Origin of the sequence: Mesorhizobium sp. B2-5-4 (assembly GCF_006441095.1) — a bacterium.
GTDB lineage: Bacteria > Pseudomonadota > Alphaproteobacteria > Rhizobiales > Rhizobiaceae > Mesorhizobium > Mesorhizobium salmacidum.
Genome location: NZ_VFUR01000010.1, coordinates 23,921 through 40,874 on the forward strand (window position 1 = coordinate 23,921; position 16,954 = coordinate 40,874).

Annotated in this window: 13 protein-coding genes; 3 read left to right on the forward strand and 10 right to left on the reverse strand. The window is 63.2% G+C overall.

Annotated features, from left to right (window positions below; genetic code table 11):
* Positions 1-104: 104 nt before the first annotated feature.
* The 6 genes from FJ492_RS14575 to FJ492_RS14600 all read right to left on the reverse strand — a co-directional run bounded on the left by FJ492_RS14575 (position 105) and on the right by FJ492_RS14600 (position 7,972).
* The gene (locus FJ492_RS14575; RefSeq protein WP_140711942.1) at positions 105-1,211 is read right to left on the reverse strand and encodes an ABC transporter substrate-binding protein; all 1,107 of its coding nucleotides are present in this window, start codon (positions 1,209-1,211) and stop codon (positions 105-107) included.
* 244 nt (positions 1,212-1,455) lie between these two features.
* Positions 1,456-2,628, reverse strand: coding sequence for an iron-containing alcohol dehydrogenase (locus tag FJ492_RS14580; protein ID WP_140770577.1), 1,173 nt, complete (start codon positions 2,626-2,628; stop codon positions 1,456-1,458).
* Positions 2,629-2,645: 17 nt separating this feature from the next.
* The gene (locus tag FJ492_RS14585) at positions 2,646-4,034 is read right to left on the reverse strand and encodes an aldehyde dehydrogenase family protein (protein WP_140770579.1); all 1,389 of its coding nucleotides are present in this window, start codon (positions 4,032-4,034) and stop codon (positions 2,646-2,648) included.
* A gap of 83 nt (positions 4,035-4,117) precedes the next feature.
* The gene (locus FJ492_RS14590; protein WP_140770581.1) at positions 4,118-5,488 is read right to left on the reverse strand and encodes a glutamine synthetase family protein; all 1,371 of its coding nucleotides are present in this window, start codon (positions 5,486-5,488) and stop codon (positions 4,118-4,120) included.
* Positions 5,489-5,575: 87 nt separating this feature from the next.
* Positions 5,576-7,132, reverse strand: a complete 1,557-nt coding sequence (locus FJ492_RS14595) for an amino acid permease (protein WP_140745298.1) — start codon at positions 7,130-7,132, stop codon at positions 5,576-5,578.
* 21 nt (positions 7,133-7,153) lie between these two features.
* Positions 7,154-7,972, reverse strand: a complete 819-nt coding sequence (locus FJ492_RS14600) for an N-formylglutamate amidohydrolase (RefSeq protein WP_140504306.1) — start codon at positions 7,970-7,972, stop codon at positions 7,154-7,156.
* A 142-nt stretch (positions 7,973-8,114) separates the two neighbouring features.
* Here FJ492_RS14600 and FJ492_RS14605 point away from each other — a divergent pair, with 142 nt between their 5' ends.
* The 3 genes from FJ492_RS14605 to FJ492_RS14615 all read left to right on the forward strand — a co-directional run bounded on the left by FJ492_RS14605 (position 8,115) and on the right by FJ492_RS14615 (position 13,428).
* Positions 8,115-8,942, forward strand: a complete 828-nt coding sequence (locus FJ492_RS14605; protein ID WP_140770768.1) for a MurR/RpiR family transcriptional regulator — start codon at positions 8,115-8,117, stop codon at positions 8,940-8,942.
* A gap of 203 nt (positions 8,943-9,145) precedes the next feature.
* Positions 9,146-10,300, forward strand: coding sequence for an efflux RND transporter periplasmic adaptor subunit (locus FJ492_RS14610; protein ID WP_140770583.1), 1,155 nt, complete (start codon positions 9,146-9,148; stop codon positions 10,298-10,300).
* Positions 10,297-13,428: an efflux RND transporter permease subunit gene (locus FJ492_RS14615; protein ID WP_140770585.1), complete on the forward strand. Its 3,132-nt coding sequence runs from the start codon at positions 10,297-10,299 to the stop codon at positions 13,426-13,428. The genes FJ492_RS14610 and FJ492_RS14615 overlap by 4 nt, the downstream gene beginning before the upstream one ends.
* Before the next feature lie 6 nt (positions 13,429-13,434).
* On the opposite strand, the gene FJ492_RS14620 is transcribed toward FJ492_RS14615, so the two are convergent.
* The 4 genes from FJ492_RS14620 to FJ492_RS14635 are packed head-to-tail and all read right to left on the reverse strand — an operon-like array spanning position 13,435 to position 16,799.
* Complete coding sequence (locus FJ492_RS14620) at positions 13,435-13,845, reverse strand: GtrA family protein (RefSeq protein ID WP_027142966.1); 411 nt, start codon at positions 13,843-13,845, stop codon at positions 13,435-13,437.
* On the reverse strand, positions 13,842-14,660 hold the full coding sequence (locus tag FJ492_RS14625; RefSeq protein WP_140504314.1) for a ChbG/HpnK family deacetylase: 819 nt from the start codon (positions 14,658-14,660) through the stop codon (positions 13,842-13,844). The genes FJ492_RS14620 and FJ492_RS14625 overlap by 4 nt, the downstream gene beginning before the upstream one ends.
* Positions 14,657-15,640 (reverse strand): glycosyltransferase family 2 protein, encoded by a 984-nt coding sequence (locus FJ492_RS14630; RefSeq protein ID WP_140770587.1) that lies wholly within the window; start codon positions 15,638-15,640, stop codon positions 14,657-14,659. Before FJ492_RS14630 ends, FJ492_RS14625 begins: the two co-directional genes overlap by 4 nt.
* On the reverse strand, positions 15,633-16,799 hold the full coding sequence (locus FJ492_RS14635; RefSeq protein WP_140770589.1) for a glycosyltransferase family 87 protein: 1,167 nt from the start codon (positions 16,797-16,799) through the stop codon (positions 15,633-15,635). Before FJ492_RS14635 ends, FJ492_RS14630 begins: the two co-directional genes overlap by 8 nt.
* Between the last annotated feature and the right edge of the window lie 155 nt (positions 16,800-16,954).

The following is a 16,954-nucleotide window of genomic DNA, read 5'->3' on the forward strand; positions in this document are numbered from 1 at the left end:
TGGTGGTAACGGGCTGATTTGAAAGCGTAAGATCGGTCATGCGCCGGCTACCGTCCTCGAGGGGAAGCCGGGCGGCGGCGAGGCCGCCCGGTGGATTTCAAGCCTTACTTGACGTTGGCGCCGACAACGGCGTCCCAGTTCTTGCTGATGGCCTCCTTCGCCTTGCCCTGCTCGTCGAGCGTCGGGAAGGCGGCCGAGGCGTAGGATTCCGCCGGCGGCAGCTTGGCCAGCACGTCAGCCGGGATCTTGCCGTTCTTGGCGAGATCGTTGAAGCGGATCGGGTGGCAATAGCCCTTCAGCCAGCCGACCTGGCCTTCGTCGGAATAGAGATATTCCATCCACAGCTTGGCTGCGTTCGGATGCGGCGCGAAGGCGCTGATCGCCTGCACATAAACACCAGCGACAACGCCGGTCTTCGGCACGATGACGTCGACGGGCGGGTTGCCCTTCAGCGTATCGCGGCCCGCAAGCGCGTTGTAATCCCAGTTGATCAGGATCGGGGTCTGGCCCTGGGCAAGCGTTGCCGGCTTGCCGACAACCGGCACGAAATTGCCGGCGGCGTTGAGCTTCTTGAAGAAGTCGAGGCCGGCGGTGCCAGCGGCTTCACCAGCAGCCGCCCCACCGGAAAGGCCTGCGGCGTAGACGGCCTGGATGGCCTGGTTCGAAGCGCGCGGATCGCCGGCAACGGCGACCGCGTTGGCGAATTCGGGCTTGAGGAGATCGGCCCAGTCCTTCGGCGACTCCTTGATCAGGTCCTTGTTCACCATGAACGAGAGAACGCCATAATAGTCGCCGTACCAGGCGCCATCGGCATCCTTGGCGCTGTCCGGGATCGAGTCCCAGGTCGACACCTTGTAAGGCATCAACAGGCCATCGGCCTTGGCGGTCGGGCCGAAGGACAGGCCGACGTCGATGACATCAGGAGCCTGCGGGCCCTTATTGTCCTTGTTGGCCTTGATCGCCTCGACTTCATCGCCGGAACCGGCGTCGGGGTTGAGTTCGTTGACGGTGATTTCCGGATATTTCGCCTTGAAGCCGGCAATGACGTCGCCGTAGCCGCACCAGTCATGCGGCAAAGCGATCGTGGTGAGCTGGCCTTCGGCTTTGGCGGCCTTGATGAGATCGTCCATCGAAGCGGCGGACGAAATCACCGACGACACCATGAGGGTCGCGGCCGAAAGGGAAAGTACTTTCCCCGTGAATTTGAACATGTGTTCTCTCCATTGAACTGACGCCGTTGGACGTCTGCGATGCGGTATCGTTTCCGTGTGACAGCCAAATGAAAGCTTTGTGAAACCAGCGCCTCGCAGCGTGAAAAGTTAACTCTTTTTAACGGACTGTAGCAATTAGCCATCACTTAATTTTCCGGCTAATCATTAATCCGCCCCTATATCGCCCCTTCCCCCTTTCCTTTCCCCTCGTTTCTCGATCAACTTCCGCACCCCGGAACCGGCCTCAGACCGTCCCGGCGATCGCGTTTTCGAGCAGTGTCAGCGCCGCCTTCTTGGTCAGCTTGACCGGGTTGCCGCCGGCCGTTGGATCGACCACCGCCATGTCGGCGATCAGCGCCTTGCGCTTCTTGTCCATGTCGAGCCCCTTGATCAGGCCCGGCAGCGCGTGTGGCACCTTCAATTCCTTGCGCAGTTTGATGATTGCCTTGGCGAAGCCGTCGAAGCCGCCCTTGATGCCGCAATAGGCGGCAAGCCTGGCAATGCGCTCCTCGATGGAATCCCGGTTGAAGGCCAGCACGTAAGGCATGAACACGGCATTGGTCATGCCGTGATGGGTGTCGTAGAGCGCGCCGATCGGATGCGACAGCGAGTGGATGGCACCCAGCCCCTTCTGGAAGGCCGCGGCGCCCATGGCGGCCGCGCTCATCATATGGGCGCGGGCGACGAGGTCTTTGCCATTGGCATAAGCCTTCGGCAGGTTCTCGAACACCAGGCGTATGCCTTCGACGGCAATGCCGTCGGCCATCGGATGGTAGCCCGGTGCGCAATAGGCTTCGAGGCAATGGGCGAGCGCGTCCATGCCGGTACCGGCGGTGAAGAAGCCCGGCATGCCGACCGACAGTTCCGGATCGGCAATGACGATTGCCGGCAAAAGTTTCGGATGGAAGATGACCTTCTTGGTATGGGTCGCCTCATTGGTGATGACACCGGCGCGGCCGACCTCCGAGCCGGTTCCCGCCGTGGTCGGCACCGCGATGATCGGCGCGATGGCATCGGAGTCGGCGCGCGTCCACCAGTCGCCGACATCCTCGAAATCCCAGACCGGCCGCGTCTGGCCGGACTGGAAGGCGATCAGCTTGCCGAGGTCGAGCGCCGAGCCGCCGCCGAAAGCGATGACACCGTCATGCTTGCCCTTCTTGAACACCGCGATGCCGGCGGTGAGGTTGGAGTCCACCGGGTTCGGCTTCACCTCGGAGAACACGCCATAGGGCACCTTGGCCTCATCGAGAATCCTAAGCGTCGAGGCGACGACCGGCAGTTTCGCCAAGCCCGGATCAGTCACGAAAAGCGGCCGCTTGATGCCGGTGGCCGCGAGCACCTCCGGCAATTCCTTGATGCGCCCGGCGCCGAAGCGGACGGTGGTGGGGTAGTTCCATTTGGAGATGAGCTTGGACATTGCTTGTCTTTCAAAAATCAGATGGCTTCGCGCAGGTGGAATGACTTCGGCCTCGTCAGATTGTCGTAGCCGATGGCCGACAGCCCGGCGCCCTTGCCGGTGTCCTTGACACCGGTCCAGACCAGCGCCGGATCGAGATAGTCGCAGCGGTTCATGAACACCGTGCCAGTCTCGACCCGGTCGCCGATCGCCACCGCATGCTCGGTGTCGCGCGTCCAGATCGAGGCGGTCAGCCCATAGGCGCTGTCGTTCATCAAAGCGATCGCCTCTTCGTCGTTGCGCACCTTCATGATGCCAACGATCGGGCCAAAACTTTCCTCGCGCATGACGCTCATCTGGTGGTCGACTCCGGTCAATACCTCCGGTGCCAGATAGGGCGAGCCGGCCTTGTCGTTAGCCACCTTCATGTTGATGTGCGCCACCGCACCCTTACGCAGCGCTTCGGCCTTCTGCTCGCGGATCAGGTCGGCGAAACGCGCCTGCGCCATCGGCCCCATCGTCGTCGCCTGCTCCAGAGGATTGCCGACGACATAATTCTTCGTCTCGGCGATGAAGCCTTCGACGAACTCGTCATAGACCTTCTCGTGCACATAGACGCGCTCGATGCCGCAGCAGCACTGGCCGGAGTTGAAGAAAGCGCCGTCGACCAGATTGGCGACCGCATGGTCCATCTTGGCATCGGGCAGCACATAGGCCGGATCCTTGCCACCAAGCTCGAGGCCAAGCGTCATGAAGGTGCCTGCCGCCGCCTTTTCGATGGCGCGACCGCCGCCGACCGAGCCGGTGAAATTGACATGGTCGATCTTGCCCGAACCCAGCAGTTTTTCGGTCTGGGCGTGGTTGAGAACCACGTTCTGGAAAACGCCCTTGGGCAGGCCAGCCCTGTCGAAGGCCTGCTGGAAGCGCTCACCGACCAGCAATGTCTGCGCGGCATGTTTGAGGATGACGACGTTGCCGGCCATCAGCGCCGGCACGATGGTGTTGACCGCTGTTAGATAGGGATAGTTCCATGGCGCGATCACCATGACCACGCCGAGCGGATCCTTCTTCACATAGCGTCGGAAGCCGTCCTTCGGGTTGGAAGCCGGCATCGACTTGAGCGCCGCTTCCGCGATCTCGACCATATAATTGGTGCGCTCCTTGACGCCGCCGAACTCGCCGCCATAGCGAACCGGCCGCCCCATTTGCCAGGCTATCTCCGGCACGATCTCGTCGGTCATCGCGACCAGCGCTTCGAGCATCGCCAGCATGTATTTGCCGCGCTCGACGATCGGCGTCTGTGCCCACTTCTCCTGCGCCGCCTTGGCGCGCTCGACCGCGGCATTGATCGCCTGATCCGTCGCGATCGGACGCTCGGCGTAGATCGAGCCGTCGATAGGAGATTTTAACTTGACCGTTTCGGTCATTCGTTCAGTCCTCGCACTTCATGAATCTTGATTGGCGCCGCCACCATTCCAGCGATGGCCGGAGAGGGCAGCGGCGGCTTGGTTTAATATCGTTCGAACCCTCTGTGCAGTTCCCAATCCGTGATCCGGCGGTCGTATTCGAACTGTTCCCACTTCGCCGTGTGGACATAGTGCTCGAGCACATCCTCGCCGAGCGCCTGCTTCAGCATCTTCGACTTGGCCAGCGTCTCCGTGGCATCGCGCAGTGTCTTCGGAATCTCCGGCAAACGAGAAGCCTGATAGGCGTCGCCGACGAAAGGCTTCTGCAATTCCAGCTTCTCGTCAATGCCGGCAAGGCCGGCCGCGATCAGCGCCGCGAAGGCGAGATAGGGATTGAGGTCGGCGCCGCCGATGCGGCATTCCATGCGGATACCCTTGGTACCCTCGCCGCACAGGCGGAAGCCGGCGGTGCGGTTGTCCTCGCTCCACATGATCTTGGTCGGCGCGAAGGTGCCGGCCTGGAAGCGCTTGTAGGAATTGATGTAGGGCGCCAGGAACCAGGTGAATTCCTTGGCGTATTTCAATTGTCCGGCCGCCCATTGCTGGCCGAGCGTCGACAAGGTCCAGTTGGCCTTCTTGTCGAAAAACAGCGGCGTCTTGCCGTCGGCGCTCCACAGCGAGTTGTGGATGTGGCTGGAATTGCCGGCGAGCCCGTAATTGTACTTCGACATGAAGGAGATCGCCTTGCCTTCGGACTCGGCGATTTCCTTGGCGCCGTTCTTCAGGATGACGTGGCGGTCGGCCATGTCGAGCGCTTCGGCATAGCGCACATTGATCTCTTCCTGGCCCGGGCCCCACTCGCCTTTGGAATTCTCGATCGGAATGCCGGCTGCTTCCATCTCGTTGCGAAGCCGGCGCATGACGCCTTCTTCCTTGGTGGTGATGCCGATCTGGTAATCGCCGATATAGGGCGAAGCGGTGTCGAGACTTTGCCAGTGCTTCTTGCGGGCGGAATCATAGGTCTCGTTGAACAGGTAGAATTCGAGCTCGGAAGCGAAATAGCCGATATAGCCGCGCTCGCTCAGCCGCTTGACCTGTTTCTTCAGGATGGCGCGCGGCGAATGCGGCAGGTCGTCATGGGTGTGGTGGTCGAGCACGTCGCAGATCACCAGCGCCGTCTTCTCCAGCCATGGAATGCGCCGCAGCGTCGCCAGGTCCGGCTTCATGACGAAATCGCCATAGCCCTTCGACCAGCTTGCCGCCTTGTAACCCGGCACCGGTTCCATATCGATGTCGGCCGCCAGCAGATAGTTGCAGCCATGCGTCTCGTCATGCGCGGAATCGACGAAATATTGCGCCAGGAACCGTTTTCCCGCCAGTCGGCCCTGCATGTCGACGATGCAGGCCAGCATCGTGTCGATCTCGCCATTGGAGACCGCTTTCTTCAACTGATCGAACGAGAAATTTCCGGCCATTCCTTTGGCACTCCAGTGCTTGGTCGTTGAAAGGGAGAAACAAAACCATGGCCGGCGCGATGCCGGCCATGGCCATGATGGCGGATGTCAGTGGCCGGTTTCGCCGACCGCCTGCTCCGCTGCCTTGATTGCGGCCTGGCGCGCCGCGATGATGTCGCCGAGCGGCGGCCCCTGGAAGCGGTTGCGCTCGAAAGCGAACCAGACGATCGCAGTCAGGATGAAGAAGCCGACAGTGATGTAGAGCGCCCAGTCGTTCGGCGGCTGGATGCCGATGATGAAGATCAGGACCATCGACACAATCGACAGGAAGCCGAACAGCATGAACACGCCGCGCCCCATGTTCCACGGCCCCATCTTGTCCCACTTCGGTGTGCCCCAGGCCAACATGCCGAGCACGATCGGCACGATGAAGGACAGGAACAGGAAGATGACGGTGCAGGACACGACGATGGTGTAGGCCGAGGTGCCGGCGACCGAAACCAGCGTCGAGCCCCAGACGAACAGCACCGACAGGATCGACGCCGTCCAGATCGCCGCCACCGGCGTGCGGTAGGTCGGGCTGACCTTGGCAAGGGCCGATGAACCGGGCAGGCCGCCGTCGCGCGAGAAGGCGAAGATCATGCGCGAGGCCGACGTGACGGTGGCAAGGCCGCACAGCAGCTGAGCGACGAAAACGACGAGATAGACGAATTCCTTGATGCCGGGGCTGACGCGCTGGTCGAAGGCCCAGAAGAACACGTTCCAGCCCTGCTTGGCGGCATCGTCCATGTTGGGGATCATCAGCACGAAGGCGGCGAGGAACAGATAGCCGAACAGTGCCGACCAGATCACCGACATGACCATGGCGCGCGGCACCGAGGAAGCCGCCTTGATGGTTTCCTCGGAAGTGTGCGCCGAAGCGTCGTAGCCGGTGATCGTGTAGATCGGCAGCAAGAGCCCGAGCGCGAACACCCAAGCGTTCGAAACCTGCGGCCAGACGCCGCCGCCGGCATCGCCGGAGTAATTGTGGAACGTAAACAGCCGGCTGAAATCCCAATGTTCCGCCGAGATCAGGCAGACCACCGCGATCAGGATGGCGCCGAAGAAGATCAGATAGCCCGAGAAGTCAGTCAGCTTCGCCGTCAGCTTGATGCCGAGATGGTTGATCAGGGCCTGGGCACCGGTGATGATGATCAGGAAGATCATCTGGTTGGTCAGCGTGCCCTCGATGCCAAGCGCTGGCCCGAAGGCGCCGACGAAGAACGTCCAGGTGCCGACATTGATGGCACCGAGCACGGTGATCAGACCGAGCAGATTCAACCAGGCTGTCACCCAGCCGGTGCCACGGTTGCCGAGGATGGAACCCCAGTGATAGAGGCCGCCGGCGGTCGGATAGGCCGAGCTGATCTGCGACATGGCGACCGCGAAGGTCAGCGAGACAAAACAGCCGACCAGCCAACCGATGCCGATGCCGATGCCGCCGGCGCCTGAGGTACCTTGCGCCAGCGAATTGATGCCGCCCGAAAGGATGCAGATAATGGAGAAGGAAACCGCGAAATTCGAAAAGCGGCTGAGGCGCCGCTCCAGTTCCTGGGCGTAGCCCATGCTGTGGAGGGCCTTTACGTCCTCCGCCTTGTCAACGTCTGTATAACCCGGTGCTGTCATTGGAAGTCCCCTGTTTGTTTCTCAGCTGGCCGATTGGACTGACTTTCTGACTGAATGCGATCTGGGCCGCGTGGCCTCCTCTGGCTCCAGATTGGAAAAAATGCCGGTGAGCAGATCCGCCCATTTCCGCTGCCCGGTCTCGCCGGAGATTTCGTCGTTGCGGATCTCGATCATCGCACAGGGCAAGCCGCGCGAACGTGCGTGCCGTTCCAGCGTGAAATACACGCGGTCGGCCGGCGAATAGGGCTCGTTGACGCCGACGGTTACGCCGGCAAGCCGCTTGAGTGCCGCGATCAGCGGCGCCGCCAGGCGGCGATCCTCGTCATGGATAACGCCGATGTGCCAGGGCCGGTTTTTGGACTTGTAGACCGGCGTGAAGGAATGGACGGAGACCAGCCGTGTCTCCTGGCCGCGCGCCAGCCGCTCCTCGACGATGCGCTCGATCGTGCTGTGAAATGGCTGCCATGACAGGGCCACCCGCGCCGCGAGCTGCTTCTCGGACAGGCCGGTATTGCCCGGTATGGCTGTCGTTTCGCTGACCTGCGGCACCAGGTCCGGCGCGTCGAGCGGCCGGTTGCAGTCGACGACCAATCGCGAAATCCGGGTTTCGACCAGCGTGGCATCGAGTGCCTGCGCCATCCGCGACGCAACCGGCAGCGCACCGGGATCCCAGGCGATGTGGCGCGTCAGGTCCTCGGCGGCGAGGCCGAGCGTGCCGAATTCGGTCGGCAGGAAATTGGAAGCGTGGTCGCAGGTCAGTACGAAAGGGCTCGATCCGCCGGGGTTCATCACCCGCACGGTATCAGACGATGCAAGGCTGGCGGGCCGTGCTTTCTCCATAGTCTGCCGTCCCCGGGGAGCGCTGTATCGTATGTTACGTATTTTGCCTCATTGCGTCCCTACGGATGATTTCATACAGTTTGTTTGGCTTTGTCAAATGCGATCTGGGGAAAAGACCGTCGACGGCCAGTGTGGGGAAAAGATGATTTCCAACATTGCCGAATTGATCGCCGACCGTATCGGCGCGATGCCCGCCGGCGAACGGCGAGCGGCGCAGACGCTGATCGCGAACTACCCGATGATCGGCCTGAAGACGGTCGCCGAATTCTCATCCGCGGCCGGCGTCTCCTCGCCGACGATCCTGCGTTTTGTCGCCCGGCTCGGCTTCCAGAACTATCCCGAGTTCCAGTCGAGCCTGCAGGACGAACTGGCGGCGCAATTGCAGTCGCCGGCGATACGAACGCTCAATCCGCCCTCGCCCAATGGCGGCACGGTGTCGCCCATGCTGGAAGCGACGCTCGACAACATGCGCGAGACCTTCAGGCATCTGTCCGACAGGCAGCTTGCCGACATTGCCACCAGGCTGGCCGAGCGGCGCGGCAAGACCTTCCTCATCGGCGGCCGCTTCACCGATCCGCTGGCGCGCTACATGGCAGCCCATCTGGCGGTCATCCAGCCCGATGTCTTTCACCTCGCCGGCCAGGAGAGCATGTGGCGCGACAGGCTGATCGACATGGGCAAGCGCGACGTGCTGGTGATCTTCGACATCAGGCGCTACCAGGGCAGCCTCCTCCGCTTTGCCGAGAAGGCGCATCAGCGCGGCGTGCAGATCGTACTGTTCACCGATCAATGGCTGTCGCCGATCGCCCGCTTTGCCCGCCATGTCATTGCCGGGCGAACCGCCGTGCCTTCCGCATGGGATTCTTCGGCGGCGCTCTTCGTTGTCGCCGAAACCCTGATCGGCGCTGTCACAAGGCAGCTCGAGGCCGACGGCGCCCGGCGCATCCGCGAGATGGAAGGCCTGCGATAAGCAGATCCCCCGGGCATCGCATCGGCTCCGCTACAGCGTCCCGAATTCACGTTACCGAGATTTAATGTGCACGATTGCGTGATAATTGCCATAAACCGATGATATCGGGGTGTGGCGTGGCCGGTTGTTGCCGCCAGCCCGCATCGTCGCTGCATCCGCTTCCACCTGGAACCCAGCGGACGATTGTTGCCGCTGGAGTATCGATGTCGAGCTGGAAACAGATTGTCCTCGCATTTGTGATCGTGGTCGCCGCCGCGGCTGCGTGGGCGCGTTTCTACCCCGCCGCTCCCGGAGTGCTGACACGCTGGGGGATGGACTGGGCGTATGGCGCGACGCCTCCAGCAAAGGACACCGCAGCGGCTGGCGCCCGGCAGACGGGGCGCACCCGGATTGCCACGATCGTCGCGTCGCCAGCCAGCATGGCCACGATCAACGACCGCCTGCAGGCGATCGGCACCGGCCGTGCCAACGCCTCGGTGACCGTCAATCCCTATAGTTCCGGCCGCCTTGCCGAACTGCTGGTCGAATCCGGCAGTCATGTCGATAAGGGGCAGATCATCGCTTCGCTCGATCCCGACACGGAGATCATCGCCCAGAATCGGGCCAAGCTCGCTTTGCAGGATGCCCAGTCCAAGCTCGACCGCGTCAAGTCGTTGCGTGCCTCAAACGCCGCGACGCCGGTCGCGGTCGCCGATGCGGAAGTGGTGCTGGCCGGCGCCAAGCTGGCGCTTCAGGATGCCGAGCTTGCGCTGCAGCGCCGCTCGATCCTGGCGCCGATCGCCGGTACGGTCGGCATCCTGCCGATCTCGGCCGGCAACTATGTGACCAACCAGTCGGCGATCGCCACGCTTGACGACCGCTCCTCGATCCTGGTCGATTTCCAGGTGCCCGAGCGCTTCGCGGCCGCTGTCAAGGTCGGCGCGCAATTGACGGCGACGCCGATCGCCAATCCGGGCAAGGCCTATACCGGGACGGTGTCGGCGATCGACAACCACGTCGATGAAAAGAGCCGCACCCTGCTGGTCAAGGCCAAGATCGCCAACCCGGCCGATTCGCTGCGCGCCGGCATGTCGTTCTCCATCACCATGAAATTCCCCGGCGAGACCTATCCGGCCGTCAGCCCGCTGGCGATCCTGTGGGGATCGGAGGGCGCCTATGTCTGGCAGATCGAGGACGGCAAGGCCAGGCGGTTGCCGGTTCGCATCATCCAGCGCAACACCGAAACCGTATTGGTCGACGCGAAGATCGACACCGGCGACATGGTGGTCACCGAAGGCACCCAAAATGTCAGCGAAGGCGGCGAGGTTCGCATCGCCGGCCAGGACCAGCGCGCCGCCAACGCCGCGGAAGGCTCATGACCGGCCCCGCCAACGCCTCCAGCGACACCGGCTTCACCGCGCTGTTCATCCGCAGGCCGGTCATGGCCTTCGTGCTGAACACCCTTATTGCCGTTGCCGGCCTCGCTGCCTTCTACGGTGTCGAGATCCGCGAACTGCCCGACGTCGACCGTGCCGTCGTCACGGTCTCCACCACCTTCGAAGGGGCCGCCGCCGAAACCGTCGACCGCGAATTGACCGACACGATCGAGGGCGCAGTCGCCCGCGTCTCCGGCGTCAAGTCGATCTCGTCTTCGTCCTCCTTCGGCTCGAGCCGTGTCACCATCGAGTTCAACGACGGGGTCGATCTCAACGTCGCCGCCTCGGACGTGCGTGACGCGGTCGGCCGCGTCGCCAACCAGATGCCGGACACGGCCGATCCGCCGCGCATCGTCAAGGCCGACGCCAATTCCGACGCGGTGATGCGGCTGGCGGTGACCTCCGACACCATGTCGATCCAGGACATGACGGTGGTGGTCCAGGACCAGATCGAGGACGAACTGGCCGCCGTGCCCGGTGTCGCCGACGTCCAGGTCTATGGCGACCGCGACAAGATCTTCCGCATCGATGTCGACCAGAACAAGCTGGCCAGCCTTGGCTTCACGGTCGCCGACCTCAGGGCGGCGCTTGCCTCCGTCGCCTTCGATTCCCCGGCCGGGTCGATCACCACGACAAACCAGGACCTGATCGTCCGCACCACGGCCGACGTAACGACGCCTGAGGAATTCGAGAACATCATCATTGGCGGCACGACGCGCATCCGCGATGTCGCGACCGTCACGCTCGGCCCCGACGTCGGCCAGACGGCGCTGCGTTCGGACGGCAAGACGGGCATCGGCATCGGCATCATCCGGCAGGCGGAATCCAACACGCTGGACATTTCGACCGGCGTCCAGGCCGCCGTCGCCAAGCTGCAGGAGAACCTGCCCAGGGGCATGTCGATCAAGATCACCAGCGACGACGCTGTCTTCGTCAAGGGTGCGGTGCACGAGGTCGAGATAGCGCTTGGCCTGTCGGTCACCATGGTGCTGATCGTGATTTATGTCTTCCTGCTCGACTGGCGCGCCACGCTCATCCCGGGCCTATCGATGCCGGTCGCCATGATCGGCACCATAGCCGCCATCTATCTGGCCGGCTTCTCCGTCAACATCCTGACGCTGCTTGCTTTGGTGCTGGCCACCGGCCTTGTCGTCGATGACGCCATCGTGGTGCTTGAAAACATCGTGCGACGGCGCAACGAAGGCATGGGCCCGCGCGCGGCCGCCGTGCTCGGTGCACAGGAAGTGTTCTTCGCCGTCGTCGCCACGACGCTGACTCTGGTTGCCGTCTTCGTGCCGATCTCGTTCCTGCCGGGCCAGACCGGCGGCCTGTTCCGCGAATTCGGCTTCGTGCTTGCAATGTCGGTGCTTCTGTCCTGCGTGGTGGCACTGACGCTTTGTCCAATGCTTGCCTCACGCATGCTGACCAGCGCGTCCCTCCACCACGAAGGCGGCCACGGCATTGGCGCGCGCATCGGCGGCGTCCTGAATGCCGGCTACAAGCGCGCCCTCCATGCATGTCTCGACGCACCGTGGATCGTGGTTCTGGTCGCGGTGCTGTTTGCCGGCATCGCGTTTGCGCTGTTCGGCACCATCCGCCAGGAGCTGACGCCAACCGAGGACCGCGCCGCCGTGCTGTTGCGCATCAACGCCCCGCAAGGCGTCAGCCTCGAATATACGACGCAGCAGATGCAGAGAATCGAGCGCCTGATCCAGCCCATGCGCGATTCCGGCGAGATCCGCTCGACCTTCGAAAACGCCGGCCAGAACGGCTCCTACAACTCCGGTTTCATGGTGATGACGCTGGCGCCGTGGGACGAGCGCAGCCGCAGCCAGCAGGAGATCATGGCCGAGATCAGCCAGTTGACCAGGCAGGTGCCCAGCGTGCGCATCTTCCCGGTCCAGCCCAACAGCCTCGGCATCCGCGGCGCCGGCAATGGCCTGCAATTCGCGCTGGTCGGCAACGACCGCAAAGCGCTTAGCGACGCGGCGGTCAAGGTCATCGCCGAGATGCAGAAGGATCAGCGTTTCCAGACGCCGCGCCTGTCGATCGACCCGACGCAGCCGCAGCTCGCCGTGGCCATCGACCGCGAGCGCGCTTCCGATCTCGGCATCGACATCACCGGGCTCGCCAACACCATGCAAGCCATGCTCGACGGCAACGACGTCGTCGATGTTTACGTCGCCGACCGTAGCTATGGCGTGAAGCTGGTCTCGACCACCAACCCGATCAACGACCCGACCGATCTGGAAAATGTCTTCCTCAAGACGGCGGATGGCCGCTTCGTGCCGATGTCGACCATCGCCAAGCTGACCGAGCGCGCCGTGCCGCCGTCGCTCTCGCGCGAACAGCAGCAGCCTTCGGTGGCGATTACCTCGAATCTCTCAGGCAATTTCGCGCTTGGCGATGCGCTGACACGCGCGCAGGAGATCGCCGCGCCGCTTCTGCCGCCCGGCAGCCGCATCCTGCCGCTGGCCGAAGCCGCGACTTTGGGCGAAACCAATAGCGCAATGGTCACCATCTTCGGTTTCGCGCTGGTCATCATCCTCTTGGTGCTGGCCGCCCAGTTCGAGAGTTTCGTCAGCGCCGTCATCATCATGGCGACGGTGCCGCTCGGCCTTGCCTGCGCCATTTTCGCCTTGCTGCTCTCGGGCACCAGCCTCAACGCCTACAGCCAGATCGGCCTGGTGCTTCTGGTCGGCGTCATGGCCAAGAACGGCATCCTGATCGTCGAATTCGCAAACCAGCTGCGTGATCGGGGCCTCGGCGTGCGCGAAGCGATCGAGCAGGCTTCCACCATTCGCCTGCGGCCGGTGATGATGACGATGATCTGCACAATTCTCGGCGGTGTGCCGCTTGTGCTGGCCGCCGGCGCGGGCGCCGAGGCGCGCGTGGCGCTTGGCTGGGTCATCGTCGGCGGGCTTGGCTTGGCGACCGTCTCGACGCTGTTTCTGACACCGGTCGCCTATCTCCTGCTTGGCCGTTTCGTCACCCCGAAGACCCACGAGGAAGCACGGCTGAAGCGCGAACTCGAGGAAGCCGCCTACACCAATGTGGAACCAGCGCAATAGAGATAGCTATTTCAGCAGCCGGCCTTCGATCGACCAGCGGGCGGCAAGGAAGTTCAACACAGCCGCCACGATGACGCCGCCGATCTTTGCCGGCCACACACCGGTGATACCGGCGAAGAGTGCGATCGACAGGCTGGAAACGCCGAGCGAAATCAACGCCCCAGCCGTGACGAACCGCAGGAAGGCGTCATGCAGCCGGATGGCGTGATTGCGCTCGAACGACCAGAAGCCATTCGCCACGAAAGAGAAGATCACGGCGATCGACCACGAGACGACATTGGCGGACAGCGGCGGGACATGCAGCTTGAGCAGCAGGGAGAAGCCGGCAAGATCGATGGCCGTGTTCGCCAGTCCGACAAGCGCAAAACGGACGATCTTGCTGCCGGTCGAACGCTGGGGCTGTTTGCCGCCGCTCATCCCATGCCGTCCATGATCTCGACACCGGCGCGGGCCAGGCGCGCGCCGAACGCGTCCGAGGCCAGAACCCCAAGTTCCACTTCGCGCACGCTTTGCATCGGATCGCGCGCGCACAGTGTTTCGTCGACATGGCCGGGGTGGCACATGAACAATCCATGGTCCGGCAGCGCTTCGACCGCAGCCTCCAGCAATGGGGCAAATTTTCCGGGTTGCCGCCAGTCATAGATGCCGGCGAGCGGCTTCCAAACGGCAAAGCCGGCGCGCTGCATCGATTGGTTGAAGCCGGCGGCCACGGCAGCGATTGCCGCGATCTTCGGTGCGACGGCGGCATCACCCAGCGCGGGAGCGCCGCGCAACACCGGCCTGCCCGCAGCTTCACGAAAATTCGCCCGCAGCCAGCCGCGCACGACGGGCAGGAAATGCACGTGCTGATGTCCGTCGATGAAGTCGGGCTTGCGGCCCAGCGCCTCGACGAAATGACTATATTGCGCGCCGAGTTCGGCATGGACGTCGCGCTCATCGATCCGGCTGCGGAAGACCGGCAGGGCCAGCGAACGAAGCGGCGGCAGCCGGCCCTCAGGCGCCAGACTCGATTTGCCCGTGACGGCTGGCTGGTCCGTAAGGGTCAGGTGCAGTCCGATCGCCGCGTGACCGCACAGTGGCCTTATACGCGCCGCCGCCCCAGCCCATTCCGGAAAACCGGTCATGCAGCTGGTGCCGGTCAGGCGTCGCCGGTCGAGCAGGTCGAGAATCCCGGCGCAAACCCCTGGCGCCAGGCCGTAGTCATCGGCGATCAGGCGAATGCGCCGCGTCATCCGCGGGACGCGCCCGCGGCGCCGTCTGAAACGTCGCTGCGCACGACATCGCGCACGATATACACCGGACGGTCCTTGCTCTCCGACAGCGTGACCCAGACATATTCGCCGATCAGGCCAAGGAGGGTGAGGTTGAGGCCACCGAGCAGGACGACGGCGACCATCAGGCTGGGATAGCCAGGCACTGCAATGCCGTAGAACATCACTTCGAAGAACACCTTGGCGCCGTAAACGACGCCCGCCAGCGCCGCCAGCATGCCGCTCAGACTGATGATGCGCAGCGGGATGACGGAAAACGACGTAAAGCCTTCCAGCGAAAAGGCGATCAGGTTGAGCCGGCTCCATTTCGATGTGCCGATGGCACGATTTTCCGGCGAATAGGGTATGGCTTTCTGGCGGAAGCCGGCCCAGGCGAACAGGCCCTTGTTGAAGCGCCGCTTGTCGCGCAAGCTTGTCAGCGCGCGCGCCACGGTACCGCGCATGACGCGAAAGTCTCCCGCATTCTCGGGGATATCGAAACGCTGGCTGCTGTTGATCAGGCTGTAGAACAGCTTCGCCAGCTGGCTGCGCCGCCAACTGGCCTCGCGCCGGTCGTTCTGAGCGTAGACGACGTCGATATCGTGGTGTTCCACCAACTCGGCAATCATCTGCAGGCTGACATCCATGGAATGCTGAAGGTCGGAATCCATGATCAGCACCATGTCGCCGCGCGAATGGTCGAGGCCGGCGAGCACCGCGACCTCCTTGCCGAAATTACGGCTGAGCCGCACGACCTCCCAGGAACCCGACAGCGCCAGCGAAAACCGCTCGGCGCCATCGTCGCGACTGCCATCGTCGATCAGGATCTTATGGACGGCCATGCCGAAACGGCTTGATACCGCTTCCTCGAGCCTCTCGAGCAGCCCGGCAAAGGCCGAAGCCGACTGCGCCTCATTGAAGAAGGGCGCTACGATATCGAGTTTCTGCCGCAACTCAGCCATGTGCGACGGGTCCGACATTCACCGCCTTGTCGCGCGCCTTGGTCCAGAACCACCAGATCAGCGAACAGGCGATGAAGGTGACCGCGAGCGGCCGGAACCAAGGGTAGAAGAAATTATGCATGTGGCGCTCGACGCTGGTCAAACCTGTGAGGAACAATACCGTCGACAGCACCGAAGCCAAGGCGCCACCACGCTCCTCCCGCCACAGTGTGGCGATAGCGAGACCGGCAGGCACGGCGATCATGGCATAGGTATTTGGCTCGACGCGCGGATTGAAGACGCACATGTAGAAGGCGGCCGTCAGGAAGATCGCCAGTCCGGCCATCCCGGGCTGGAGCTTGCGGTCGAACCAGAGGACGATCGATAGCGTAAGCAGTGCCACGACGACGCGCACGATCGTGGCGGCGAATTCAGGCATGGGCACTCCTGCCGAGGTGAAAGGCGCCGTGAAGTCGGTAGGGACAAAGTGGCCGGACTGGTCGACGGCCATCGAGGTCAGCATGCGGGCGAAATCACCGTACTGCGCGTTGAGATAGCCGGCAGGTGCGAAGGCATACGGTATGGCGAGCACGAACAGCACCGCCAGCACGAGCACGGGTATCAGCCGCAGGCGCAGGGCTCCCACCAGCAAAAGCATGATGATCGCGGTCGGTTTGGCAATGATGGCGACCGAAGCCCAGAAGAAGGTCTCGGCGCGCCGCCCTTCTAGCGCCGACAGGGTCAGGAGCCAGCAGGCGCCGGTCAAGAGGATCGTCGCCTGGCCGTTGCGGACCGCACCCAGCGCCATCGGCAGGGCAAGGAAGAGCCCGAAGGAAAGCAGCCACGGTAATTCCCCGCCGCCGATTTTGCGCACTTGCCGCATCGCCGCGAAGGTGAGCGCCGCGAAGCCCACCGCATGCCACACCACGCCGCCCAGATACGGTCCAAGCTTCAGCACCGGAATGTAGAGCGCAGCAAAGGCCGGCGCGTAGAGATAGCCCATCTCCGACTGGAGATTGTACAGCGGCTGGCCGCCGAGGAATGCCTCGCTGCCATATCCGTAGGCCTGCATCACCGTGCGCGTGTGGGGCGACCATAGCACCAGGCCGAGAACGACCAGGAACGCCCCGACCCACATGCCCAGCCCCAAACGGTCGAAAACCGGCTTGGAAATCGTCATCAACACACCCCGCACGCCATCGCGGAAGACGCCTCAGCCTGGCGTCGTCCCGGCATTCGATGGCGGCGGCATATCACGGACAAAGCGGCCAGGCATAGGGGGGCTCAATGGCGCAAGCTACGATCCGGCCGTTCCGATAGCGCCGGACACGTGAT